General features: G+C 71.7%; 25 protein-coding genes and 1 pseudogene. 14 read left to right on the top strand and 12 right to left on the bottom strand.

Going from position 1 to position 24359, the window contains the following annotated elements; genetic code table 11:
- The first annotated feature begins 15 nt into the window (after positions 1–15).
- Genes ACIREI_RS36820 through ACIREI_RS36810 form a run of 3 tightly spaced genes read left to right on the top strand, consistent with a single transcriptional unit; the run spans position 16 to position 1998 of the window.
- Entirely contained in the window at positions 16–489 is a 474-nt protein-coding gene (locus ACIREI_RS36820) for a DUF2771 domain-containing protein (protein WP_403342563.1), read from the top strand.
- Positions 459–1160, top strand: a complete 702-nt coding sequence (locus ACIREI_RS36815; RefSeq protein ID WP_403342560.1) for a futalosine hydrolase — start codon at positions 459–461, stop codon at positions 1158–1160. The genes ACIREI_RS36820 and ACIREI_RS36815 overlap by 31 nt, the downstream gene beginning before the upstream one ends.
- Positions 1150–1998: a 1,4-dihydroxy-6-naphthoate synthase gene (locus tag ACIREI_RS36810; RefSeq protein WP_403342557.1), complete on the top strand. Its 849-nt coding sequence runs from the start codon at positions 1150–1152 to the stop codon at positions 1996–1998. Before ACIREI_RS36815 ends, ACIREI_RS36810 begins: the two co-directional genes overlap by 11 nt.
- A gap of 138 nt (positions 1999–2136) precedes the next feature.
- Here ACIREI_RS36810 and ACIREI_RS36805 read toward each other — a convergent pair whose 3' ends face one another.
- Positions 2137–2520: a cold-shock protein gene (locus ACIREI_RS36805; protein ID WP_058924654.1), complete on the bottom strand. Its 384-nt coding sequence runs from the start codon at positions 2518–2520 to the stop codon at positions 2137–2139.
- Positions 2521–2685: 165 nt separating this feature from the next.
- Here ACIREI_RS36805 and ACIREI_RS36800 point away from each other — a divergent pair, with 165 nt between their 5' ends.
- A complete protein-coding gene (locus ACIREI_RS36800; RefSeq protein WP_128431991.1) occupies positions 2686–2940 on the top strand; it encodes a hypothetical protein in 255 nt (84 codons plus the stop codon).
- Here the strand turns inward: ACIREI_RS36800 and ACIREI_RS36795 are convergent.
- From ACIREI_RS36795 to ACIREI_RS36785, 3 genes are all read right to left on the bottom strand, one after another.
- Positions 2913–3542 (bottom strand): HAD family hydrolase, encoded by a 630-nt coding sequence (locus ACIREI_RS36795; RefSeq protein WP_403342554.1) that lies wholly within the window; start codon positions 3540–3542, stop codon positions 2913–2915. The genes ACIREI_RS36800 and ACIREI_RS36795 overlap by 28 nt on opposite strands.
- 115 nt (positions 3543–3657) lie before the next feature.
- Entirely contained in the window at positions 3658–4665 is a 1008-nt protein-coding gene (locus ACIREI_RS36790; protein ID WP_403342553.1) for a hypothetical protein, read from the bottom strand.
- A 95-nt stretch (positions 4666–4760) separates the two neighbouring features.
- On the bottom strand, positions 4761–6401 hold the full coding sequence (locus ACIREI_RS36785; protein ID WP_403342550.1) for a substrate-binding domain-containing protein: 1641 nt from the start codon (positions 6399–6401) through the stop codon (positions 4761–4763).
- 210 nt (positions 6402–6611) lie between these two features.
- Between ACIREI_RS36785 and ACIREI_RS36780 the strand changes: the two genes are divergently transcribed.
- Both ACIREI_RS36780 and ACIREI_RS36775 read left to right on the top strand, forming a co-directional pair.
- Complete coding sequence (locus ACIREI_RS36780; protein WP_403342548.1) at positions 6612–9146, top strand: helicase-associated domain-containing protein; 2535 nt, start codon at positions 6612–6614, stop codon at positions 9144–9146.
- Positions 9147–9519: 373 nt separating this feature from the next.
- Entirely contained in the window at positions 9520–9708 is a 189-nt protein-coding gene (locus ACIREI_RS36775) for a hypothetical protein (protein ID WP_403342546.1), read from the top strand.
- On the opposite strand, the pseudogene istB reads toward ACIREI_RS36775, so the two are convergent.
- Positions 9677–10982: pseudogene (istB, locus tag ACIREI_RS36770) on the bottom strand (IS21-like element helper ATPase IstB). The gene ACIREI_RS36775 and the pseudogene istB overlap by 32 nt on opposite strands.
- A 119-nt stretch (positions 10983–11101) precedes the next feature.
- Between istB and ACIREI_RS36765 the strand changes: the two are divergent.
- A complete protein-coding gene (locus ACIREI_RS36765; RefSeq protein ID WP_403342544.1) occupies positions 11102–12748 on the top strand; it encodes a DNA repair helicase XPB in 1647 nt (548 codons plus the stop codon).
- Between the two features lie 26 nt (positions 12749–12774).
- On the opposite strand, the gene ACIREI_RS36760 is transcribed toward ACIREI_RS36765, so the two are convergent.
- From ACIREI_RS36760 to ACIREI_RS36750, 3 genes are all read right to left on the bottom strand, one after another.
- Positions 12775–13107 carry a hypothetical protein gene (locus tag ACIREI_RS36760; protein WP_403342541.1) on the bottom strand — a complete coding sequence of 111 codons (333 nt, stop codon included), beginning with the start codon at positions 13105–13107 and terminating at the stop codon, positions 12775–12777.
- Positions 13068–14180: a glycosyltransferase 87 family protein gene (locus tag ACIREI_RS36755; protein ID WP_403342660.1), complete on the bottom strand. Its 1113-nt coding sequence runs from the start codon at positions 14178–14180 to the stop codon at positions 13068–13070. Before ACIREI_RS36755 ends, ACIREI_RS36760 begins: the two co-directional genes overlap by 40 nt.
- A 140-nt stretch (positions 14181–14320) precedes the next feature.
- The gene (locus ACIREI_RS36750) at positions 14321–14503 is read right to left on the bottom strand and encodes a hypothetical protein (RefSeq protein WP_403342539.1); all 183 of its coding nucleotides are present in this window, start codon (positions 14501–14503) and stop codon (positions 14321–14323) included.
- 764 nt (positions 14504–15267) lie between these two features.
- Between ACIREI_RS36750 and ACIREI_RS36745 the strand changes: the two genes are divergently transcribed.
- Both ACIREI_RS36745 and ACIREI_RS36740 read left to right on the top strand, forming a co-directional pair.
- A complete protein-coding gene (locus tag ACIREI_RS36745) occupies positions 15268–17319 on the top strand; it encodes a HelD family protein (RefSeq protein ID WP_403342536.1) in 2052 nt (683 codons plus the stop codon).
- A gap of 111 nt (positions 17320–17430) precedes the next feature.
- Positions 17431–18096: a hypothetical protein gene (locus ACIREI_RS36740; RefSeq protein ID WP_403342534.1), complete on the top strand. Its 666-nt coding sequence runs from the start codon at positions 17431–17433 to the stop codon at positions 18094–18096.
- A gap of 12 nt (positions 18097–18108) precedes the next feature.
- Here ACIREI_RS36740 and ACIREI_RS36735 read toward each other — a convergent pair whose 3' ends face one another.
- Positions 18109–18801 carry a copper homeostasis protein CutC gene (locus ACIREI_RS36735; protein WP_403342531.1) on the bottom strand — a complete coding sequence of 231 codons (693 nt, stop codon included), beginning with the start codon at positions 18799–18801 and terminating at the stop codon, positions 18109–18111.
- A gap of 89 nt (positions 18802–18890) precedes the next feature.
- Positions 18891–19565: a maleylpyruvate isomerase family mycothiol-dependent enzyme gene (locus ACIREI_RS36730; protein WP_403342529.1), complete on the bottom strand. Its 675-nt coding sequence runs from the start codon at positions 19563–19565 to the stop codon at positions 18891–18893.
- Between the two features lie 299 nt (positions 19566–19864).
- Here ACIREI_RS36730 and ACIREI_RS36725 point away from each other — a divergent pair, with 299 nt between their 5' ends.
- From ACIREI_RS36725 to ACIREI_RS36710, 4 genes are all read left to right on the top strand, one after another.
- The gene (locus ACIREI_RS36725; RefSeq protein ID WP_403342527.1) at positions 19865–20509 is read left to right on the top strand and encodes an HD domain-containing protein; all 645 of its coding nucleotides are present in this window, start codon (positions 19865–19867) and stop codon (positions 20507–20509) included.
- A gap of 27 nt (positions 20510–20536) precedes the next feature.
- On the top strand, positions 20537–21655 hold the full coding sequence (locus ACIREI_RS36720) for a GNAT family N-acetyltransferase (protein WP_403342525.1): 1119 nt from the start codon (positions 20537–20539) through the stop codon (positions 21653–21655).
- A gap of 39 nt (positions 21656–21694) precedes the next feature.
- Positions 21695–22120, top strand: a complete 426-nt coding sequence (locus ACIREI_RS36715) for a PPOX class F420-dependent oxidoreductase (protein WP_403342522.1) — start codon at positions 21695–21697, stop codon at positions 22118–22120.
- Positions 22121–22220: 100 nt separating this feature from the next.
- Positions 22221–22694 (top strand): carboxymuconolactone decarboxylase family protein, encoded by a 474-nt coding sequence (locus tag ACIREI_RS36710; RefSeq protein ID WP_403342520.1) that lies wholly within the window; start codon positions 22221–22223, stop codon positions 22692–22694.
- 32 nt (positions 22695–22726) lie between these two features.
- Here ACIREI_RS36710 and ACIREI_RS36705 read toward each other — a convergent pair whose 3' ends face one another.
- Positions 22727–22996, bottom strand: a complete 270-nt coding sequence (locus tag ACIREI_RS36705) for a DUF4031 domain-containing protein (protein WP_403342517.1) — start codon at positions 22994–22996, stop codon at positions 22727–22729.
- A 13-nt stretch (positions 22997–23009) separates the two neighbouring features.
- Positions 23010–23396, bottom strand: coding sequence for a hypothetical protein (locus ACIREI_RS36700; protein ID WP_403342515.1), 387 nt, complete (start codon positions 23394–23396; stop codon positions 23010–23012).
- Between the two features lie 55 nt (positions 23397–23451).
- Between ACIREI_RS36700 and ACIREI_RS36695 the strand changes: the two genes are divergently transcribed.
- Entirely contained in the window at positions 23452–24354 is a 903-nt protein-coding gene (locus ACIREI_RS36695; protein WP_403342512.1) for a MurR/RpiR family transcriptional regulator, read from the top strand.
- Positions 24355–24359: the final 5 nt, after the last annotated feature.

The raw sequence follows: 24359 nt of genomic DNA, 5'->3' as shown, positions 1-24359 counted from the left end.
CGATAGCCTTCGCCCATGACCTGGATGCATTCCGTAGTGCGACGCCGCCGCGCGCTCGCCGCCGCCGGCGCCGTTTCCGCCGGACTGCTCGTCCTGTCGGCCTGCGACAAGCCGACGCCGATGGCGACGATCACCGTCGGCACCGCCTCCGTCAACGCGGAGGCCACCTGCGGTGGTGAGGGCGACGCCCTGAAGACCGCGGACCTGGCGAAGTGCCTGAAGGACAAGGACATCAAGTCCATCAAGGTGGACCCCGACGACACCGTGCGCTTCGGAGTCGACCCGGAGATCGCGGACGAGGGCTGGACCGTCCTCATGAACGGTCAGCCGCTCACCGACTCCAGCAAGAAGACCTACCGCACCATCCCGGGCAGCGTGTTCTTCAACGCCCAGTACGGCGCCAGTGGCGACTCCACGCTGGTGTCGATCAAGGAGGGCGAGCAGGACGTCACGGGTCTGTGGTCCTTCAAGCTCAAGAAGGACAGCTGACCACGTCCGCCGTACGTGTCCTGGTGGCCACCGCGGTCCCCGCTGAGCGGGACGCGGTGGCCCAGGCGCTCGAGGCACCCGGCGTCGACGTGATCGCCGCCGGTGTGGGCCCCGCCCTGGCGGCCGCCTCCACCGCCACGGCCCTCACCACGGCCGCCCTCGAAGGCGCCCCCTACGGCCTGGTCGTCTCGGCCGGCATCGCGGGCGGCTTCGCGCCCCACGCCCCCGTCGGCTCCCTCGTCGTCGCCGACGAGATCACCGTCGCCGACCTCGGCGCGCAGACCCCCGACGGCTTCCTGCCCGTGACCGAGCTGGGTTTCGGCACCGTCACCCACCGTCCTCCCGAAGCACTCGTACGAGAGGTGGCGACCGCCACCGGAGCGCGCCCCGGCGCGATCCTCACCGTCTCCACGGTGACCGGCACCGCCGTCCGCGCCGCCGAGCTGCGCGAACGCCACCCCACCGCCCTCGCCGAGGCCATGGAGGGCTTCGGTGTCGCCGAGGCCGCGGCCGCGCACCGCACGCCCGTGCTGGAGCTGCGCGCCGTCTCCAACCCCGTCGGCCCCCGCGACCGCGCCGCCTGGCGCATCGGTGACGCGCTGGCCGCGCTGACGGAGGGCTTCGGGAAGCTCGCGGACGTACTGGAGAGTTGGAACCCCCATGAGCAGTGAGCCGTTGCGGATCGCGTACTCCCCCTGCCCGAACGACACCTTCGTCTTCGACGCCCTCGCCCACGACCGCGTCCCCGGCGCCCCCGCCCTCGACGTCACCTTCGCCGACATCGACATCACCAACGGCATGGCCGAGCGCGGCGAGTTCGACGTGCTGAAGGTGTCGTACGCCGTGCTGCCGTACGTCCTCGGCGAGTACGCCCTGCTGCCCTGCGGCGGCGCGCTGGGCCGGGGCTGCGGGCCGCTGGTGCTGACGCGGGAGGCGGGCCTGGACCTCACCGGGCGTACGGTCGCCGTACCGAGCGAGAAGTCGACGGCCTACCTGCTGTTCCGTCTCTGGGCGGCGGACACGCTCCCCGCCGGGGTCGGCGAGATCGTGGTCATGCCGTTCCACGAGATCATGCCCGCCGTGCGGGACGGGAAGGTCGACGCGGGGCTCGTCATCCACGAGGCGCGCTTCACGTACCAGAACTACGGGCTGCACAAGCTCGCGGACATGGGCGAGCACTGGGAGGCCACGACCGGGCTGCCGATCCCGCTGGGCGCGATCATCGCGAAGAGGTCCCTGGGCGCGGCCACTCTGACCCTGCTCGCCGACTCGATCCGCACCTCGGTACGCGCCGCCTGGGACGACCCCGAGGCCTCTCGCGCCTACGTCATGGAGCACGCCCAGGAGATGGACCCGACCGTCGCCGACCAGCACATCGGCCTGTACGTCAACGAGTTCACCGCCGACCTCGGCGAGGACGGGTATGCGGCGGTGCGGGGGCTGCTCACACGCGCGGCGGCAGAAGGTCTCGTGCCGGCGCTCGGGCCCGAGGCCCTCTCGTTCCCCTGAGCCGCACGGTGAAAGAGGTGCCACGCGCGGCGGCCGAGGGGCTGGTACCGCCCCTCGGCCGCGCTGCGCTGGACCCGTAAGCCCGTTGAGCCTGTTAAGGCCGTTAAGTCCGTTGGGTCCGTTGAATCCGTCGGGTCCCTATACGTCGAGCTGGTCGGCGACCGCCCGCAGCAGGCCGGCGATCTTCTTGCCGGCGGTCTTCTCGGGGTAGCGGCCTCGCTCCAGCATCGGCGTGATGTTCTCCAGGAGGGTCGTCAGGTCCTGGACGATGGACGCCAGTTCGTCCGGCTTCTTGCGAGTGGCGGCCGCGACCGACGGGGTCGGGTCCAGGACCGTGACCGAAAGCGCCTGGTCGCCGCGCTGGCCGGCGACCACGCCGAACTCGACGCGCTGACCCGGCTTGAGTGTCTCGACTCCGGCGGGGAGGACCGAGGAATGGACGAAGACGTCACCGCCGTCGTCGCGGGAGAGAAAGCCGAAGCCCTTCTCGCTGTTGAACCACTTGACCTTGCCGGTAGGCACGTCTGTCCTCGTCCTCGTACTCGTCGGAAAACTGCTTCTGAAAACGGCTCTTGATAGCACTACAGCGGGTCGACCATGACCCGCCGCTACCAAGGCTAATGCTCCCGGGGCCGGTGACAAGACGTCGCCCGGTTGTTCCTTCGCGCAGGGAACTACCCTGGTCCGGTGCGCGACAAAACCCAAACGAATTCCGCCGCTCCCGGTGACCGACTGATCCGTGCCGGTGCGGTCGTGTTCTTCATCGGTGCCGTGGCCACTCTGGTCACTGTGGCCCCGTTCCTGCTCGGTACGACGCCATTTCCGACGTACATGTTCGGATTGAGCATGCTCATGGGCGTCGGATTCCTCGTCGCAGGCGCCGGTGTGTTCCGGTCGATCGCGGCCGGCCGGCGTCAGGCGCGCGGTGTCCCGTCGAGGTAGCCGGCGAGCCAGTCCGGGAACGCGGTCAGGTCCGTGAGCACGACGTCCGCGCCGAGCGCGCCGAGCTCATCGGCGCCGTACGGTCCGGTCGCCACGGTGACGGACAGGGCGTCGGCCGCGCGGGCGGCGCGGATGTCTCCCTGGTGGTCGCCGACGTAGACGCTCGCCGCGTACTCGCGCAGGGCGTCGGCCTTCTGCTCGGCCCAGAGGTTGCCGATGACCGCGTCCGGTTCGATGCCGAGGTGTTCCAGGTGCAGCTTGGCGTTCGGCTCGTACTTGGCGGTGACGACGATCGCGCGGCCGCCCGTCTCCCGTACGGCGGTGATCGCCTCGCAGGCGCCGGGGAGGGCGGGCGTGGCGGCGATGGCGATCGTGGGGTACATCTCGCGGTACAGGTCGGCTGTCGCCGGGACGTGCTCCGCCGGGAACCAGTTGACCAGCTCCTCCTCCAGCGGTGGCCCGAGCCGGGTGATCGCCAGGTCGGCGTCGATGTACGTCCCTGTGCGCTCGGCGAGTGCGGTGTAGCAGGCGTGGATGCCGGGGCGGGAGTCTATGAGGGTCATGTCGAGGTCGAAGCCGACGGTGAGTGCCATATGGGCCATTGTGCCTTCGCCCAGTAGCTCGGTCGTGAATGTGGAGTGGCGGCTGCGGGGATGTGGGGGCTGGTCGCGCAGTTCCCCGCGCCCCTGGGTGGGTCACCGCGCCCTTGGCTACGGACTACTGCTGCTTTTGTGAACGCCAGACGATGAACAGCGCCGATGCCACCGCCGCACCCCGCAGTACCCAGGGCCAGGTTTCGCTGAGCGCGGCGTTCATGTGGCCCTCGGCGATCGGGGTGCCCCAGCGGCCGTTGGTGCGGCCCCACAGCCAGACCACTCCTGCCGTGAGTGAGAGGCCGGGCAGGATCACGACCGCCCACTTGGTCTCGGCGTCCGACAGCCGTCGCGAGCCCCAGGCGATGAGCCAGCCGAGGAGCAGGGCGATGAGGTTGCCGAGGATGGCGCCGGCGACGAGGAGGGCGGCGGCGAGCAGGAGCAGGGGGTTGGTCCAGCGGCCGGTGGGGAGGGCCGGGCGGCGGGGCAGGAGGCGGCGGCGACGGGGGGCGGCGGTGTCCGCCTCCGGGGCGTCGGCCTGCTCGACGGCGGCCGTTTCGGCGTCCTCGGCGGGCTCCTTCTTCTTGAGCAGCGTCTCTTCCGGCGAGGGCGGGCGCCTGAGCATCTCCGGGATCTCGACGCCCCCGACGAATCCCGGGACGTCCTCGCCGGGCCCGAAGGGGCTGCTGTCCACCCGCCACCAGTCGGGGTGGGTCGCGCTGCCGCCGAGGTCCGCCGTGCCGGCGAGGTGGGGCGGTGGGGGCGCGGCGTCGGGTGCCGCCGGCGTCTCGGCGGGGCGCGGGCGCGGCACCATACGGCGCAGCCCCTTGGGCCGTTCCTCGTCGGCCCGGCTGTCCGGCTGGGCGGGCACGGAGGTGACCGGCGCCTGGGGTGCGGGGGCGGCGTTGCCGCCTGCGGCCGTGACGACCTCGTCCGGAGTGCCGAGGCGGGCGATGATGCGGCGGACGGCGGCGGGGCTGTCGACGGGGGCCTTCGCGCGCCGCCGGTCGATCTCGCCGCGCAGCTCGTTCACCAGGCGCATGCGGGTGGCCGACGGCAACTGCCGCTGCTGAGCCACGTCGCCGACGCGGCTCAGATACTCGTAGACGACCTGGTCGCTCTCGATCCCCACGAAGTCCCCTCCGGGGTGGGTGCGTTGGATGCCCGGTGGGACGACGTTAGCGCAGGACAGGGTGGGTGGGGTGGGTCGGACCAGTGGGTGGGGCGTCAGAGGGGGCGGCACTCACCCGAGTTCTGGACTTCGGAGCAGAGGCCGTGGCCGTGGTCGCGGAGGATGTCGCGGCCGCTCTGCTGGGTGAGGAAGTTCAGGAAGGCCGCGGCGACGGAGCCGGCCGGGGCCTCGCCGTAGGTGTGGGCGAACTCGGTCTGCCAGTAGGGGTAGTCGGTGTCCTCGACGCCCTCCGCCGTGGGTTCCCGGCCGTCGATCGTCACCTTGACGAGTCCGCCGGACGCCTTGTGGCCGTCGACGCCGGCGGTCTCGCTGTAGCCGATGGCGCCGGGAGTCGCGGCGGTGGTGTTCAGCATGGTGTCGGTGCTGGTGACCTCGCAGCGGCCGTACCGCTTCGGGTTGAGGGAAGCGCAGTCGGTCTCGGTGAACTGGGGCGGTTCCTTGCCGCCCAGGACTTTGGCGACGAGGGTGCTGCGGGTGCCCGAGCCGGGGTCGCGGTTGATGAGGTGGACGGGTACGTCGTTGCCGCCGACCTCGGTCCAGTTCTGGATGCGGCCGGCGAAGATCTCGCGGATCTGGGCGAGTTTCAGGTTCTGCACGCCCGCGTCCTTGTTGACGACGAGGGTGAACACGGACAGCGCGACGGGGCGGGGGATGAGCCGAGGGTGGCCGTCGGAGGCCATGCCGTCGGTGAAGGCGATGTGGTCGCCGAGGCCCTCGCCGACCGGGATGCCGGCGTCCTTTCCGGCTCTGTCCAGGTCGGTGACGCCGTCGGTGCTGCCCTTGAAGGTGTCGTCCGCGAGCGGGATGTGCACGTCCGCCCCCTCGCAGCGCTTCAGGTAGTCGCGTGCGGCGGCCCGTACCGCGGGCGCGAAGGCGGTGGAGCCGTGCAGGTACAGGGTGCCGCCGACGCAGTCCAGTGGGGGCCGCCGGTCGTCGCGGAGGAAGAGGGTGAAGGAGGCCTGGACGACGACGGCCGCGATCAGGATCCCGATGGCCCACCAGGCGGGGCGGGAAGCGAAGACATGGCTCTCGGTCCTGGTCGCCTTCAGGCGGAAGAACCGCATCAGCGGGTCGTACCAACGGTCGTGCCCGTCGGTCCCCTGGACGACGGGGTCCGGGAAGTTGTCGGTGCTGTGGTCGTCGGGCCAGCGTTCCAGCACGACGAGCACCTTGTACTCGGCGCCGCGGGGCAGGGTCACCTTCGGCAGCCGGATGGTGCCCGTGCGGTCCTGCACGTTGTTGCTGCGGCGGAAGCCGGGTTTGGCGACGACACGAAGGTTGTCGCCCTCCGTCACCTCCTCGAAGAAGAAGTCGCGCAGCGCGTTGTTGCTCGGGTCGGTGAGGACCACGGCCGCGACCCGGCGGTTCCGGAAGGTGACCCTGATGCCGTAGGGGTCGGCGGGGTCGGCCAGGTAGTCCTCGGAGACGATCTTGGCCGACCCGGCGTTCTCGATGCGCAGCAGCACGAACGAGGGGTCCTTGAGCTGGTGGCCGTCGTGCTCCATGTCCCCCAGCACACCGGCGTACGGCTTGTCGGCGGCGTCCGCGGCCAGGGTGTCCATCTGCACCCGGTAGCCGAGCCGCTTGCGGCCGACGATGGCGAACTCCCACAGGAACGCCACCACGGGAAACCCGAGACTGAGGATCGCGATCCACCGCTCGATCTGTTCGCCCACCGCAGGATCCCCCGATTCCCTTGAGCCGTGAAGCAGTTGGCAGGGAGCCCAGGGTGACCAGTGGGTGCGCGGTGTTGCCAGAGGCGCGGGAATCCTCCGGACGATGTTCATCCGGGGGCCATCTGTGAAACGTTCCGTTCGCCTTCGGACCGCGTTTCAGGCGTCCGGCACACCCCCTGCCCCGTCGCCCCACCCGCTACCGTGGGTCGGATGAGCGACCCGGCTACACCGCCCCGTTCCCTCGCGGAAGCCCTCCGTGTGCGGGACGACGCCTCCCTGGCCGTGCTCCTGCGCAGCCGCCCCGACCTCATCACCCCCGTCCCGACCGACCTCACGCAGCTGGCCACCCGCGCCGGGACGCGGGCCTCCGTGGTGCGTGCCCTGGAGCGGCTGGACCGTTTCGCGCTGCAGACGGCCCAGGCGCTGGCCGTGGCGGCGGATCCGGCGACGTACGACGAACTGCTCGCGTTGATGGCGGGCGACGAAGGCGATCCGGCCGTCGCGGGCGCGCTTCCGCACGCCCTGGGGACCCTGCGCGACCAGGCCCTGGTGTGGGGCGCCGACGACCGGCTGCGGCTCGTGCGTACGGCACGTGAGCTGCTGGCGCCCTCGCCGCAGCACCCGTCACCCACCGGACTGGGCCCGACCGTGCAGGAGGCCACCGCGGGCATGTCGCCGGGCCGTATCCAGGAGATCGTCACGGCGGCCGGGCTGCCCTCGACGCACGACGCCGTGTCCGCCGTGTCGTCGCTCACCGCCCTGTTCACCGACCGGCGGCGCATGGCGGCCCTGCTCGCCGACGCCCCGGAGGAGTCCCGGGAGGTCCTCACCCGCCTGGTCTGGGGGCCGCCGTACGGCCAGGTCACCGCCGACCCCGCGGCCCATCTGCGCTGGCTGCTGGACCGCGGCCTGCTCCTGCCGACGGCGCCCGGCACCGTCGTACTCCCCCGCGAGGTGGCCCTGCATCTGCGTGCCGGCCGCGCGCACCGCACCACCGAGCCACTGCCGCCGCCCGTCGAGGCGACCGCGACGCACCGGCCGCAGATGGTGGACGCGACCGCGGCCGGGCAGGCGTACACGGCGCTGGCGACCGTCGAGGAACTGCTGAAGGACTGGGACGAGGGCGGGCCGGCCGTACTGCGGGCGGGTGGCCTGAGCGTGCGCGACCTCAAGCGGACCGCGGTCGCGCTCGACGTCTCCGAGCCGATGGCCGCGTTCTGGGTCGAGCTCGCCTACGCCGCGGGGCTGCTGGCCTCCGACGGCGAGGCCGACGAGCGGTACGCGGCGACGCCCGCCTACGACGAGTGGCTGGAGCAGCCCCCGGCGCAGCGCTGGGTGCGGCTGGCGGAGGCGTGGCTGACGGCGACGCGTACGGCGGGCGTGGTCGGGGGGCGGGACGCGAAGGACCGTACGTTGTCGGCGCTGGGCCCGGGCCTGGACCGCTCGGCCGCGCCGGAGGTACGGCACCGGGTGCTGGCCCTGCTCGCCGGGCTGCCGGAGGGGGCGTCCCCGTCCGCCGAGTCGGTGCTGGCGCGGCTGCGCTGGGAACGGCCGTTGCGGGGGCCCCAGCAGGACGACGACCTGCGCGGCCGCCTCGCCCGCTGGACGCTGAGCGAGGCGGAGCTGCTGGGCGTGACGGGGCGCGGGGCGCTGTCGGCGCAGGGGCGGGCGCTGCTGGGTGCGCGGCTGCCGGAGCCGGCCGCCGGGGAGCCGGTCGGCCCCGGCGACAAACTCCCCGTGCACCATCACCGCCCGGCCGCGCCCCCCGAGCCCCTCTCCCCCACCGAGCAGGCCGTCGCCTCCGCGGCGGCCGCCCGTCTCCTCGCCCCCCTCCTCCCCGAGCCGCTCGACCACGTCCTCCTCCAGGCCGACCTCACGGCCGTGGCACCCGGCCCTCTGCGGCGCCCCCTCGCCGAGATGCTGGGGGTGCTCGCGGACGTGGAGTCCAAGGGCGGCGCGACGGTCTACCGCTTCACGCCCGGCTCGGTACGCCGCGCCCTCGACGCCGGCCGCACCGCCTCCGACCTGCACGCCTTCCTCGCCGAGCACTCCCGTACGCCGGTGCCGCAGCCGCTGGCGTACCTGATCGACGACGTGGCCCGTAAGCACGGCCACCTGCGGGTGGGCGCCGCTTCGGCGTACGTCCGCTGCGACGACGACGCCCTGCTGAACGAGATCCTCGCCGACAAGCGGGCCGCGGCCCTGCACCTGCGCCGCCTGGCCCCGACGGTCCTGGCCACCCGGGCGGACCCGGCGACACTGCTCGACGGCCTGCGCGCGATGGGCTTCGCCCCGGCCGCCGAGTCGGCGGAGGGCGACGTCCTGATCACCCGCGCCGACGCCCACCGCACCCCACCGCGCACGGCCCCCGAGCCGGTCCCCGACGGCCCGCCGACACCGGACGCCACCCTGCTGGCGGCCGCGATCCGCGCCATCCGCGCGGGCGACCTCGCCTCCACGACCCCGCGCAGACCGAGCGCGTCCGCGGCCCCGGTGACCGGCGGCGACCTCCCCCGCACGACCTCCGCCGAGACCCTCGCCACCATGCAGGCCGCCGTCCTGACCGGCGAGGCCCTGTGGATCGGCTACGTCAACGCCGAGGGCACCGCGAGCCAACGGGTCATCGCCCCGGTACGCGTCGAGGGCGGCTTCGTGACGGCGTACGACCACACCGCGGACGAGGTACGGACGTATCCGCTGCACCGGATCACGGGGGTGGCGGAGCTGGCGGACGACCAGATCTGACTCGTTCGGGTGTACCCGGCGTTCCATGCACGCCACGCCGGGTGTTTCCAACTCATGAGGGAGCTTCAGGGCCTTTCCGCATCGCGCCGCGCGGCGCAGGGCAGCCACCCGTTGTCCTGATAACGCTCAAGTGAGCGCAAAAGAGAGGTACTTGTCCCATGCGCACTGCTCGTCGCATCGCCACCGTGCTGACCGCCACCGCCGCCATGGTCGGCGCATTCGCCGCCCAGGCCGCGGCGGTCGGCATCGATCTCGGCGGAGGCCTGACGCTCTGACGCGTCCCCGCGGCCTCCCGGGCCGGTGCCGGCCCTGCCGGGCCGGCCCGGTCGTCACGTTCCAGCCAGCGCCAGCTTGTGAAAGGCCCGTCATACCTATGCGCACTACACGTGCCTGCCTCACCGTCGTCGCCGCCGCCCTCGTGGGCGTGCTCGCCACCGGGGCCGCCCCGGCCTCCGCCCTGCCGCTGCCCGTCCCGGCCGCCGACGCGGAGTCCCTGGTCACCGAGGGCGTCACCATCGAGGGACCGTTGGTCAACAACCTCGGTCTGCCCATCCTGAAGTAGCGCGGCGCATCCGGTAACTGTCGCCGTCGATCCGTACGAGCTCGGCGTGGTGGGCCAGCCGGTCCACCATCGCCAGCGCGGAGGGGCCGCCGAAGATCTCGTCCCAGCGGCCGAGCGGACGGTCGCTGGTCACGATCAGTGAGGCCCGTTCGTAGCGGTGCGCGACCAGTCGGAAGAAGAGGGCGGCGGTCTCCGCGTCGAAGGGGGTGTAGCCGACCTCGTCGACGATCAGCAGGGCGTGGTCGTCGAGCGCGGTGAGCTCCTCGGCGAGCCGGCCCGTGTCCTGTGCGCCGGCCAGCCGTGCCGCCCACTCCCCGGCCGTCGCGAACCGCACCGAGTGGCCGGCCTGACAGGCGCGCACGCCGAGGCCGACGGCCAGATGCGTCTTGCCGGTGCCGGGGCGGGCCGACGAAGACCACGTTCCGGCGGGCGGCGACGAAGTCCAGCTTGCCGAGCCGGGCCACCGCCTCCCGGTCGAAGGTCCGCGGGTGCGCCTCGTCGAAGTCCTCCAGGAGCTTGCGGGCGGGAAACCCGGCGGCCAGGACTCGGGCCTCGGCACCGGCGTCGGCGGCCGCGTGCGGGGCGGACGCCTGGGCCGGGACCGGCACGGAGCGCACGGCGGCCAGCGCTTCCGACGGCGGCGCGGACGACGCCGCGGGCACCGCTTGCGACAACGCCCCGTCGGCTTCCTGCTCCCGGCCCTCCCTGTGCAGTGCGTGATCGGCGCGGTACGCGGCCATCGGCCCCGACATGTACGCCAGGATCGCCGCCGAGACGATGAACGCCATGTGGATCACCGTGCCCCACAGCAGTGAGTGCCGGGAGGTGTGGTGCACATCCACGAACATCTGGAGCAGATGGACCGAGGAGATGCCGACGATGGCGGTGGCGAGCTTCACCTTCAGCACGTTGGAGTTGACGTGCGAGAGCCATTCGGGCTGGTCGCGGTGGCCCTGCAGGCCGATGCGCGAGACGAACGTCTCATAGCCGCCGACGATCACCATGATCAGCAGATTGGCGATCATGACGACGTCGACCAGCTTCAGGACGGCGAGCATCACATACGTCTCGGTCGCCTGCCCGCTCACGCACCGGACCAGTAAGGTCCACAGCTCGTAGAAGAATTTGTAGACGTACACGCCCTGCGCGGCCACCAGCCCGAAGTACAGAGGGGCCTGGAGCCAGCGGGTGGCGAACAGGGCGTAACCGATTGTCGTGGTCGTCACGATCCGCCATTCTTCGGAAGCGACCGCCGAACAGCTCAACCGAACCACCCACAGGGCTGAATAGACATCCTGTAGGACCGCAGACGCCGACCGCCCCGGCCCGGGCGACGATCAGGCACACTGGACGTTTGGTCGCGCCGTCCGGCCGTACGGAAAGGTTGCCGCGCGTGAATGGTCCACTGATCGTCCAGTCCGACAAGACCCTGCTCCTGGAAGTCGACCACGAGCGGGCCGACGACTGCCGTCGTGCCATCGCGCCGTTCGCGGAGCTGGAGCGGGCGCCGGAGCACATCCACACGTACCGGGTGACGCCGCTCGGGCTGTGGAACGCGCGCGCGGCGGGGCACGACGCCGAGCAGGTCGTGGACGCGCTGGTGGAGTACAGCCGGTATCCGGTGCCGCACGCGCTGCTGGTCGACATCGCCGAGACGATGGACCGGTACGGCCGCCTGACCCTGAGCAAGCACCCGGCGCACGGGCTGGTCCTGACGACCACCGACCGTCCGGTCCTGGAGGAGGTGCTCCGCTCCAAGCGGATCGCGCCCCTCGTCGGCGCCCGTATCGACCCGGACAGCGTCGTCGTCCATCCCTCCGAGCGGGGGCAGATCAAGCAGACCCTGCTGAAGCTGGGCTGGCCCGCCGAGGACCTCGCGGGGTACGTCGACGGCGAGGCGCATCCGATCGAGCTGGCCGAGGACGGGTGGGCGCTGCGGCCGTATCAGAAGCAGGCCGTGGAGAACTTCTGGCACGGGGGGAGTGGGGTCGTCGTCCTGCCGTGCGGCGCCGGGAAGACCCTCGTCGGCGCCGGATCCATGGCGCAGGCGAAGTCGACCACCCTCATCCTCGTCACCAACACCGTCTCCGCCCGGCAGTGGAAGCACGAGCTGGTGAAGCGGACGTCACTGACCGAGGACGAGATCGGCGAGTACAGCGGGACGCGCAAGGAGATCCGGCCCGTCACCATCGCCACGTACCAGGTGCTCACCACCAGGCGGAAGGGTGTCTATCCGCACCTGGAGCTGTTCGACTCCCGGGACTGGGGGCTGATCGTCTACGACGAGGTGCATCTGCTGCCCGCGCCCGTCTTCAAGTTCACGGCCGATCTGCAGGCGCGGCGGCGGCTGGGCCTCACGGCCACCCTCGTCCGCGAGGACGGGCGCGAGTCCGACGTCTTCTCCCTCATCGGCCCCAAGCGGTTCGACGCGCCCTGGAAGGAGATCGAGGCGCAGGGCTACATCGCGCCCGCGGACTGTGTGGAGGTGCGGGTCAATCTGACGGACTCCGAGCGGCTCGCGTACGCCACCGCCGAGCAGGAGGAGAAGTACCGCTTCTGCGCGACCACCGACACCAAGCGGAAGGTCACGGAGGCCATCGTCCGGCGTTTCGCCGGGCAGCAGATCCTGGTCATCGGCCAGTACATCGACCAGCTCGACGAACTGGGCGAGCACCTGAACGCCCCGGTCATCAAGGGCGAGACCTCCAACGCCCAGCGCGAGAAGCTCTTCGAAGCCTTCCGGCAGGGCGAGATCAGCGTCCTCGTCGTGTCCAAGGTCGCCAACTTCTCCATCGACCTGCCGGAGGCGACCGTCGCCATCCAGGTCTCCGGCACCTTCGGCTCCCGCCAGGAGGAGGCCCAGCGCCTCGGCCGGGTCCTGCGACCCAAGGCCGACGGGCACCAGGCCCACTTCTACTCGGTCGTCGCCCGCGACACGATCGACCAGGACTTCGCCGCCCACCGCCAGCGCTTCCTGGCGGAACAGGGGTATGCGTACCGGATCGTGGACGCGGACGACATCCTCACCGAGGGCCGTTAGCCGGAAGGCGTACGGCTGAAGTCCGGCTAGAAGGCGTACTCGTCGACCCAGCCCTTGGTCTTGCCGTTCTTGCCGTAGTACCAGTAGGTGCCGGTGTTCTTGTTGTACGCCCTGCAGTACACGCGGACCTCCTCACCCGTGAAGAGCCCCTTCTTCTTCCGGTAGCTCTCGCCCGGGCCGTTGCGCATGATGGTGTCGCCCCAGCGCGTGATCTGGCGGGTCGTGTCCTTGATGTTCGTGGTGCAGGCAGAGGACCCGACGGCGGAGGCGGTGGGCGCGGCCAGGAGGGTGGCGCCCAGGGCGAGGGTGGTGGCGGCGGTCAGGCCGGCGGCTGTCTTGCGAAGCGATGCGAAACGCATGGTGCTTCCCCGTTTGCTTGATTTGCTCGATTGCTCGAATTGCGAATGATCATCCTGTCATACGCAAACGGCAGAGCCGCCACCAGGAGGGGGTACGGCGACGCCAACGGCTGCTGCCACCAGGGCAGTTGCAGGTCCAGGTCCCCCTGGTGCGGCAGCAGCCACATCGTGCGGGCGGTGAAGACGAGGGCCACGAGCGCGGCCGTACGCGTACGGCCCTCCGCCAGGAGTACGACGATCAGCGGGACGCACCACACCCAGTGGTGGGACCAGCTGATCGGTGAGACGAGCAGCGCCGTGAACGCCGTGAGCAGGATCGCGTGACGGTCCTCGACGGCACGTGCGGCCAGCCACAGGCCGGTGAGCGCGACCGCCGCGCACGGCAGCGCCCAGGCCGCCGGGCCCGGTGCCGGGTCGCCGAGGGCGCGGGCGATCAGGCCCTGCAGCGACTGGTTGTCGACGATCCAGGCCTTGCCCACGCGGTCCGTCTCATAGAGGCGGCGGGTCCAGAAGTCGAGGCTCGCGGAGGGGAGGGCGAGGGCGCCGAGCACGACCGTCCCTGCGCAGGCCGCCGTCGCCGTCCGGGCCTCGCGGTGCCGACCGCGCACCAGCAGGTACGCGATGAAGATCGCCGGCGTCAGTTTGATCCCGGCCGCGATTCCGATTGCGGCGCCCTTCCAGCGGGCGCCCGACGGACGGGTGAGGTCCCACAGGATCAGACAGGCCAGGGCGAGGTTGATCTGGCCGAAGAGGAGGGTCTGGAAGACCGGCTCCAGCCAGAGGGCCGCGGCCGTGGCGGCGCAGAGGGCCGTCCGGCGCGGGAGGCGGATCTTCGGCAGGTCTGCCAGGCGCGCGGAGAGTTGGACGAGTGCGGCGAGCAGGAGCGCGTTGCCCGCCAGGAAGGTCGCTTTGAGGGCCGGCACCGGGAGCAGTGCCGCCGGGACGAAGAGGAGCGCTGCGAAGGGCGGGTAGGTGGCGGGGAGCTGCCACTCGGTGACGGTGAAGCCGTAGAGGTCGCCGCCGCCGCGCAGGACCGCCTGTCCTTCCGCCCGGTAGACCAGCGCGTCGGCCATCGGGATGCGCTGGTGGAGGCAGAGGGCCGTGAAGGCCGCCAGCGAGAGGCCGGAAACAATCAGCAGGACAACGGGCGTTGCGTTGTGCGATCGGAGGATGTCGGTGCGTGATCGGCGGGCCACGCGGTGACCCTAGAGGGTCACTTGCGGCGGACGCCCGCCTCCTCGCCGTACTCGCCGAGGATGATCACGTCGAAGGCCGCACCTGCGAACACCCTGACGGCACGCAGGGCTTCGCCGAGGCGATGACGGTGGTGACTCCCCTGGAGCGCTGTCGCTCCGCGGGGACCCACGGGGGCTGGGTTGATGGTTGCTGCGCTCATGTCTCCATGATGGATTCGCAGGCATAAAGACCGCATCGGCCTGCGGGCCGAAGCCGCCTACTACCGACGTACACCTCCGGGCGGACTGCTTCCCCTCAGGGGGGAGGGCCTCGTCCCCCTAGGGGACGGAATCCGGGCCGGAGCCTGGGGCGGAATGCGCGGCGGGCGGCGGACCGGGAGCCACGGCGGAGTCTGGGCCGAGGACGCACGGCCGACAGCGGACTGGCATCCACGACGAAGCCTGGGCCGAGGACCCACAGCCGACAGCGAACCGGCGTCCACGACGAAGTCTGGGCCGAGGACCCGCGGCGGGCAGCGGCGGGATCCACGGCGAAGTCCGGACCGGGCACCCACGGCCGACAGCAGACCGGAATCCGCAGCGGAGACTGGGCCGAGGACCCACGGCAGCCACCGGGACAGAACTCCCGACCGAACCCGCGCCGGAACCCACGGGAGCCGACAGGCTCGGGACCCCCGACACAACCCACGCCGGCCCACAGGCCGAAACCCCCAACACATCCACGCAAGCCCACAGACCGAAGCCCCCACGCGACCCCCGCCAGCCCACACACCGAAACCCCCGGCGGAATTCGCTGCGGCCGGCGGGCGCAATATTCGGTGGCGTTCGTGTTCTCCGCTCGCCTAAAATCTCCGCTCTTGCCCGCCTCCCCCCGCGGAGTGCCGCCGCCCGGACGGAAACCGGTCGGCTCTCTCGATCACCTACCTGCGCTCACCTACCTGTAGGTCCCCCCGGAGGCACCCCCTTGGCCACGCCCGTCGACGACCCCCTCGACCCGCTCTTCCGAGAGCGCTCCCACCTCGCCTCCTCCCGTGCCGCTCTGCGTGCCATGCGGGAGGACGTCGAGTCGCTCGACATCAGCGACGTGACCGCGAACTGGGTCAATGCCGAAGTCCTCGCCCACCAGATCGACTTGCGCATCAAGGCGCTGGCCGACCTCAGCGACACCCCGCTGTTCTTCGGGCGGCTCGACTATCTGCACGCACCCGGCGCGGAGGGGGCGGAAGGCGCGGAAGGTGAGCGCTTCTACATCGGGCGCCGGCATGTGCACGACGCCGAGGGCGACCCGATGGTCATCGACTGGCGGGCGCCGGTGTCCCAGCCGTTCTACCGGGCGTCCAAGAAGGACCCGATGGACGTCGGACTGCGCCGCCGCTTCGGCTACACGGGCGGCGACCTCACGGCGTACGAGGACGAGCACCTCTCCGACCCGGCGGAGGCGGCGAAGACGAGCAAGCTGCTCCAGCAGGAGATCGAGCGCCCGCGCGTCGGCCCGATGCGCGACATCGTGGCGACGATCCAGCCGGAGCAGGACGAGATCGTACGGTCCGGGCTCGGCGGAACCGTCTGTGTGCAGGGCGGCCCGGGCACCGGGAAGACGGCCGTCGGCCTGCACCGGGTGGCGTATCTGCTGTACGCCCACCGAGAGCGGCTCGCCCGCACGGGCACGCTCGTCATCGGGCCGAACAGGTCCTTCCTGCACTACATCGAGCAAGTGCTGCCTGCGCTGGGCGAGTTGGCGGTCCGTCAGGCCACGGTCGACGACCTGGTCGCGCACGTCGAGGTGCGCGGCACGGACGACGCGGCGGCCGCGGTCGTCAAGGGCGACGCGAGGATGGCGGAGGTGCTGCGGCGCGCCGTCTACTCGCATGTGACCATGCCGACGGAGGCGGTGGTCGTCGTACGCGGATCGCGCAGGTGGCGTGTCCCGGCGTACGAAGTCGAGGAGATCGTCCGCGAGTTGCTCGCCCGCGACATCCGCTACGGCGCCGCCCGCGAGGCCCTCCCGCAGCGCATCGCGCACGCCGTGCTGGTGCAGATGGAGCGGTCGGGAGAGGCGCCGGACGACCGGGTGCAGGACGCGGTGGCCCGCAACGGCGCGGTGAAGGCCGCCGTCAAGGCGATCTGGCCGCCGGTCGACCCGGCGAAACTCGTCCTGCGCCTGCTCTCGGACGCGGACTTCCTCGCCGTACACGCTCAGGGGCTGCTGAACGAGGACGAGCAGAAGACGATCCTGTGGGCGAAGCCGGCGCGGAGCGTCAAGGCCGCCAAGTGGTCCCCCGCCGACGCCGTGCTGATCGACGAGGCGAACGACGTCGTCGCGCGCACGCCGTCCCTCGGCCATGTCGTCCTCGACGAGGCGCAGGACCTGTCCCCCATGCAGTACCGGGCGGTCGGCCGCCGCTGCACGACCGGTTCGGCGACGGTCCTCGGTGACCTGGCACAGGGCACGACCCCCTGGGCGACGCGGAGTTGGGACGAGGCGCTGGCGCATCTCGGCAAGTCGGAGGGGGTGATCGAGGAGCTGACGGCCGGCTTCCGCGTCCCGACGGACGTCATCACGTACGCCTCCCGGCTCCTCCCGTCCATCGCGCCGGGCCTGACGCCGGTGGCGTCGATCCGTGAGAATCCGGGGTTCTTCGAGGTCCGTGGCGTGTCGGAGACGGGCGAAGTCGTCGCCGCGTGCGAGGAGTTGCTGCGCCACGAGGGCTCGATCGGCCTGATCGCCGCGGACGCCCGGATCCCGGCCCTGGCAGAGGCGCTGACGGAGGCGGGGATCACGTACCTGGCGCCGGGTGAGGAGACGACCCGGCAGACCCGCCTGACGCTGGTCCCGGCGTCGCTCGCGAAGGGTCTGGAGTACGACTACGTCGTCCTGGACGAGCCGCGGGCGGTGGTGGACGGGGAGCCGGACGAGCGGACGGGGCTGCGGCGGTTGTACGTCGCCCTGACGCGGGCGGTGTCCGGGCTGATCGTGACGCACGCGGCGCCGCTGCCGCCGCAGCTCGCCGAGTAGGGTGCGGTGCTGTTCTGACATGTCCCTTTGGAGAGGCCTCCGTTGAACACGCCCCCGCCCTCGTATCCCGCGTATCAGCAGCAGCCGATACCGGTGCCGTACCACTACGGCGTGCCGACGGCCGTCTGTCAGGTGTGCGGGGCGATGCCCGCCGCGCCGGTGACGGTCCGAGGTCACCAGGGGATGGTGGTGATCATGAAGTTCCTGAAGCGCGAGGGGCTGTTCTGCCGCACCTGCGCGCTGGCGAGCTTCCGGGACATGCAGGCGGACACCCTGGTGCTGGGCTGGTGGGGAGCGCTGTCGGTGTTCATCACGCCCATCACCCTGCTGAGCAACCTCGGCGCGCTGTCCGGGATCAAGCGCATGCCCGACCCGGTCGCGCCGGGCTGGCGGCCGCCGCTGGATCCGGGCAAGCCGGTGTTCAGGAGGCCGGCGGGGGTGTTGGCCCTGATCCCGCTGTGCCTGCTCGGGCTGGTGATGGTGGCGTTCCCGGTGCTCGCGCTCCTCGGCTTGGCCGTCGGGCCGAGTGACCGCGATGACAGCGGTGCCTCCACGCCCCGGCGCGACTATCCGACCCTGACGGCCGGCTCGTGTGCCCGCAACGACGAGACCTGGCCCGCGCAGGACCTCAAGCCCGAGCCCTGTGACGCCGCCGCCGCGCAGTACCGCGTCTACGCTCCGGCGAACGGTGTGTGCGAAGCCGGGGATTACGTGCCTTACCTGATGTACAGCAAGGACGACGCGACGTATCTGTGCCTGCGCCCGCTGAAGCGTTAGGCACCCGGAGGACTAAGGCCGGTCCAGCGCCGCCCGCCACTGGGCGACCGCCGCCGCCGAAACCGGCCGCTCCCAGCCCTCCGGGCGGGCGGCGCCGCCGATGTGGAACCCGTCGACGCCGGCGGCGAGGAGCCGCGGCACATGGTCCAGCCGTAGCCCGCCGCCCACCAGGAGTTGCTGTTCGTACCCCGGCTCCCCGCTCCGCCCCGCCTCGGCGAGCAGCGTGGGGAGACCGTCGTCCACTCCCGCGGCCGATCCCGCGGTGAGGTAGGTGTCGAGTCCCGGAAGATCCGCCAGCTGCTTGCGCAGCGCGTCCCGGTCGGCCGCGTGGTCGATGGCCCGGTGGAACGTCCACCGGCACCCGGCCAGCTCCGCGACGACCAGTTCCACGGCCGCCAGATCGACGGCCCCTTCCTCGTCCAGGAACCCGAGCACGAACTCCTCGGCCCCGGCCTCCCGCATCCGCCGCGCCAACCGGACCACCCGCTCGGCGTCCCCCGCCCCGAACCCGTCCACCAGCCGCAGCATCACGCGCAGGTCGATGTCGACGGCGGCCCGGATCCCGGCGAAGGTCTCGACGGACGGGGTGAGTCCGTCGGCGGCCATGTCGGTGACGAGCTCCAGCCGGTCCGCACCCCCGGCCTGGGCGGCGACCGCGTCCTCGACGCCGAGGGCGATCACCTCCAGGACTGCACGCTCGCTCATGGGACCCCATTCCTCGGCATTCGACGGCGACTACAGGTCTAGTCCAATCCAAGCGTACGTGGTTCAGGCCCGCCGAAGGAGGCGCAGGGTCACCTGAAGATGTTCAGCTCCCCTGCCTCCGCCCCCGCCAGCTCGTACGACGCCCCCTCCACTGGCCGCCCCGCGTACAGCCGTACGAGCGTGGCGGCGTCCCCGATGTACCGCGCCGGCGGTCGTGGAGCCGCCGCCTCCCCCAGGCGCAGGGGCTCGTCGACGTCGTCCAGGTCGGCGTGGAGCGGGACGTGCCGCCGCTCCCGGGTCAGCCACGCGAGCAGCCGGAGCGCGTCGGGCAGCCCGGCCCCCGCGTACGCACCCGGCTCCCCGAGCACCTCCCGTACGTCCCCGGCGTGCACCCACTCCCCGAGCGCGATGCCGTCCAACGCCCCGCCGGCCTTGGCGATCACCGGCCCCGCCTCGGTCATCCCGCGCTCCAGCTCGTCGACGACCTGCGCGTCGGTCCAGCCGGCCCGCTCGGCGAGGTCCCGCTCGTTGGACTCGGGCGAGAAGACGCCCTCCTCGAACCGGTTCTCCACCACCCGCATCAGCGCGGCCGAACAGTGCGCCAGCACATCCCGCACCGACCACCCCGGACACGCGACGGTCGGCAGCGCGAAGTCCGCCGCCGGCCTCCCCCGCAACAGCGGAACCAGCGCATCCCGCTCGACGACCAGCAACCGCCCCGGCAACTCGGGATCCCGTACGTCGTGCACGTCAGCAGAAGTCATGGCGTCCACGCTAGGACCTGCCCGGCGAATCATGCCGGTCTCGCGGGATCCGGCACGCGCATCTGCCGCGTTGTCGTCGGTTGCCGACTCCCGCACGCGTATCTGCCGCGTTGCCGTCGGTTGCCGACTCCCGCACGCGTGAACCGGCTTCGCCCGGCTCGCGCTTGGGGCACCCCCGTCGCCCCGGGCCCGGCTCGGCGTTCCGCACCGTTTCTCGCAGCCGGTCCGATCCGCCGGACAGGCCCAGGCAGCCGCACGCGTGCCCGGGAGATCGCCGGCACACCCGCCACAATGACGCCATGGCCGATCTCGACACCCTGCGCACCCGCTTCACCCGAGCCCTCGACGCGACCCGCGCCCCCGCCACCACCCCCGACCCGGCCCCGTACGCCGACAACCTCCTCACCCGCTGGCAGGAACCGCAGCGCCACTACCACACGCTCACCCACCTCACCGCGGTCCTGGACCACATCGACGAGCTGGCCGACCACGCCGACGACCCGGACGTCGTACGCCTCGCCGCCTGGTTCCACGACGCCGTGTACCTCCCCGACCGCTCGGAGAACGAGGAGCGCTCCGCCCGCCTCGCCGAACGCGCCCTGCCGGAAGCCGGCGTCCCCGCGGAGCGGACCGCCGAGGTGGCCCGCCTCGTCCGCCTCACCACCACCCACGCCCCGGCCCCGGACGACCGCGACGGCCAGGTCCTCTGCGACGCGGACCTCGCGATCCTCGCCGCGCCGCCCTCCGCGTACGCCGCCTACACGGCCGCCGTCCGCGAGGAGTACCACTTCGTCCCGAACGACGCCTTCCGCGAGGGCCGCGCCGCGATCCTGCGCCAACTCCTCGCCCTGCCAAGCCTGTTCAGCACGCCGTACGGCAAGGAGAAGTGGGAGGCCACCGCCCGCTACAACCTCTCCGCCGAGCTGGAAATGCTGTCGCTGTGACCGGCCCGCCGCCGTAGCCTGCACGGCATGCGAGACATAAACGGGGAACGCGTGGAACAGGCCGTCGCGAGCTGCGCGGCATTGCTGCGAACGGTGACGGACCGGGACTGGGAAGGGGCGAACGCCGGCCGGCTGGAGTGGACCTGCCACCAGACGGCGTTCCACATCGCCGAGGATCTCATCGCGTACGCCGCCCAGTTGGCGGGCCGCGCCCAGGACGACTACGTCCCCTTCGAGATCACCCTCGACGACGGCACCGACAACCACGGTCTGATCCACGTCATCGAGACGACCGGTGCCCTCTTCGTCGCCACCATCCGCACCACACCCCCCGAGGTCCGCGCCTTCCACCCGTACCCCTTCCGCAGCGCGAACCGCGAGGGCTTCGCCGCGATGGGAGTCGCCGAGGTCCTCCTCCACACGCACGACATCGCCGAGGGCCTGGGCCTGGCATACGAACCGCCCGCCGAACTCCCCGAGTTCGTCCTCACCCGGCTCTTCCCGCACGTCCAGCCCGGCCCCGACCACTGGCGCACCCTGCTGTGGGCCACCGGCCGCGGCGACCTGCCCGGCCGTGCGCCGGTCACCGAGTGGCGCTGGCGCAACAACCTCGTCATCCCCACCGACCGCCTCACCCTCCAGGGCGTCACCCCGGCGGCGGCCGCCGATCTGCGCGCCGGCGGGGACGGCGGGTTCGTGTGGGTCGAGGGCGGGCCGTTCGACGGCACGCGTAAGGCCGCCGAGTGGATGATGAAGGCGTACGAGGGGGGCGTGCACCGGCCTCAGTGGGGGCTGTTCGTCCTCGTACGGCCACAGGACGGCCGCGCGGTCGGCGGCATCGGCTTCCACGGCGTGCCGGACGACGAGGGCAGGGCCGAGGTCGGCTACGACCTCGCGGAGTCTGCCCGCGGCCACGGCTACGCGACCGAGGCCCTGACCACCCTCTCCGAGTGGGCCCTGTCCAGGGACGACATCCAGCTGCTGTTCGCGACGATCGAGGGGGACAACGTCCCGTCGCAGGGCGTGGCCACGCGCGCCGGATACCTCCGGGCGAGCATCGAGGAGGAGCGGATGGCACGGGAGGAGCACGACATGGACCCGGCACTCCAGCTGTACGTCCGTAGGAAGCAGCCCCTGGGCGCCTAGCCTGGAGCGGAGCCAGCCAACTCGCCGGAGGGAGCCGCCGTGTCGTTCACCGACGAGGAGATCGCCTACCTCAGCTCGAACCCGCTCGCCCGCCTCGCCAGCCTCTGCGCGGGCGAGCAGCCCGACGTGGTCCCGGTGGCCCTGGAGTTCGACGGGACCCACTTCTGGGTCGGCGGCACCGGCGCGCAGGTGCTCGGCACGCGCAAGTTCCGCAATGTCGCGCACGGCCGCGACAAGGTGGCCTTCGTCGTGGACGACCTGCTCTCCATCGAGCCGTTCGTGGCCCGCGGCATCCGCGTGTACGGCGTCGCGGACGGCCCCGTGGAGCGGGTCGGCATGGTGGGCCCCGGTCACTACCTGCGCATCACGCCGACGCTCTCCTGGAGCTGGAACCTGTCCGACCCGCCCCAGCCGACCGGAGAGACCTGGTACCCCATGCGCCGAACCGAGCACGCCCAAGAGTGAGGGCAGGACGGTGACCCAGGTCACATCCATCCATGTCACATCCCGCCGAGCCGTTCCGTCATATCCGTGTAACCCGACGACAACGGCATGGGAGTTGGCCATGAACGCCCGCTTGAACCTCTTCGAGAACCCGATCGCCGGCAAGGTCATCAAGCACTTCGCGGCGGCCGGCAAGGTGCTGCACGACTCGCCGCTGCCGGTCAGCACACAGCACCTGGTGACGCTCCGCGCCAGCCAGATCAACGGCTGCGGCTTCTGCACCGACATGCACAGCAAGGACGCGGTGGCCGCCGGAGAGGACTGGCTGCGCCTCAATCTGGTCGCGGCCTGGCGGGAGGCCACCTGCTTCACCGAGGCCGAGCGCGCCGCCCTGGAACTCACCGAGCAGGGCACCCGCATCGCGGACGGCGCCGGCGGGGTCCCGGACGAGATCTGGGAGAACGCCGCCAAGCACTACGACGAGGAACAGCTCGCCGCCCTGGTGATCCTGATCGCCATGATCAACACCTACAACCGGCTGAACGTCATGATCCAGCAGCCCGCGGGCAGCTACCAGCCCGGCCAGTTCGCCTAGCCGGGAGTGCTCCACCCGAGGCCGAGGGGGCGTCAGCCGATGGCCCGCCCCTTCGGCCTGCGCAACCCCGCCGCCGTCAGCAACCGCACCACCTCACGACTGCTGACCTCCACGGCACCCGCGCGCACCACATCGGCGTACCGATGCGACGGGATGTCGTAGTGATCCCGCTCGAAGGCGCGCCGCGGCACCCCCAACTTCTCGGCGAACGCGTGCAGTTCGTCGTACGACACGTCGCTCACGAGGTGCGACCACATCCGCCCGTGCCCCGGCCAGGTCGGCGGGTCTATGTAGATCGTCACGACGTCACGCGTCTCACGAGGACGGCGCCCCGCCCGGGCCGGCCGACCCCAGCGATCCGACCGCCGCGACCTTCACCCCCGCCTGATGGCACACCCAGTGCGGATCGGGCCCCAACTCCGGCTCGACGTCCAGCGCATGCGGGTCACCGGTGCCGCACACCGGGCACAGCGGCCAGCGCCCGTGCCGTTCCAGCAGGGCGTCCTGTACGTCCTGGGCGACCAGCCCCGCCACGTACGCCGCGCCCTCCGGCCACTGCTCCACCCACCAGCGCCGCTGTACGACCGACTCCTCGACCAGCGACACGACGTCCGCCTCGGCGACCTTGCCCGCGACCAGGTCGGCGAGCACGAGGGCGCGGGCGGCGTGCAGCGCCTGCTCCAGCGGACTGATGGGTTCCATGCACCTATTGTGCGCACTCTTGACCGGGACGCCGAGCCGAAAATATCTTTCACACGTGACCCAGAAGGTGAAGGAAAGTTTCGGCCCCCCTCCGGCCCCCGCCGCCCTCGCCGCCAAGGTGCGCACCCTCGCCCCGTCGATGACCCGCTCCATGCAGCGCGTCGCCGAAGCGGTCGCGGGCGACCCGGCGGGCTGCGCGGCGCTCACGGTCACCGGCCTCGCCGAACTCACCGGCACCAGCGAGGCGACGGTCGTACGCACCGCACGCCTCCTCGGCTACCCCGGCTACCGCGACCTGCGCCTCGCCCTCGCCGGCCTCGCCGCCCAGCAGCAGTCGGGCCGCGCCCCCGCCATAACGACCGACATCGCGGTGGACGACCCCATCGCCGACGTGGTGGCGAAACTCGCCTACGACGAGCAGCAGACCCTCGCCGACACGGCCGCCGGCCTCGACACGGCCCAGCTGGGAGCGGCGGTGTCTGCCGCCGCCGGGGCCCGCCGTATCGACGTGTACGGCGTCGGGGCGTCCGGCCTTGTCGCGCAGGACCTCACGCAGAAGCTCCTGCGCATAGGGCTGATAGCCCACGCGCACAGCGATCCGCACCTCGCCGTGACGAACGCCGTGCAGCTCCGTGCGGGTGACGTGGCGATCGCCATTACGCATTCCGGGTCGACGGGCGATGTCATCGAGCCGCTGCGGGTGGCTTTCGAGCATGGGGCCACGACGGTTGCCATCACCGGGCGCCCGGACGGGGCGGTTGCTCAGTACGCCGATCACATTCTTACGACGTCGACGGCTCGGGAGAGTGAATTGCGTCCTGCGGCGATGTCGTCCCGGACCAGTCAGCTGCTGGTGGTGGACTGCCTGTTCGTGGGGGTTGCTCAGCGGACTTATGAGAGTGCGGCGCCTGCGCTGGCCGCGTCCTATGAGGCGCTGGCGCATCGGCATCGCCGGTAGACCGT

This window comes from Streptomyces sp. NPDC093591, assembly GCF_044764885.1.
Taxonomy (GTDB): domain Bacteria; phylum Actinomycetota; class Actinomycetes; order Streptomycetales; family Streptomycetaceae; genus Streptomyces.
This window is presented reverse-complemented; position numbering and strand designations above follow the sequence as displayed.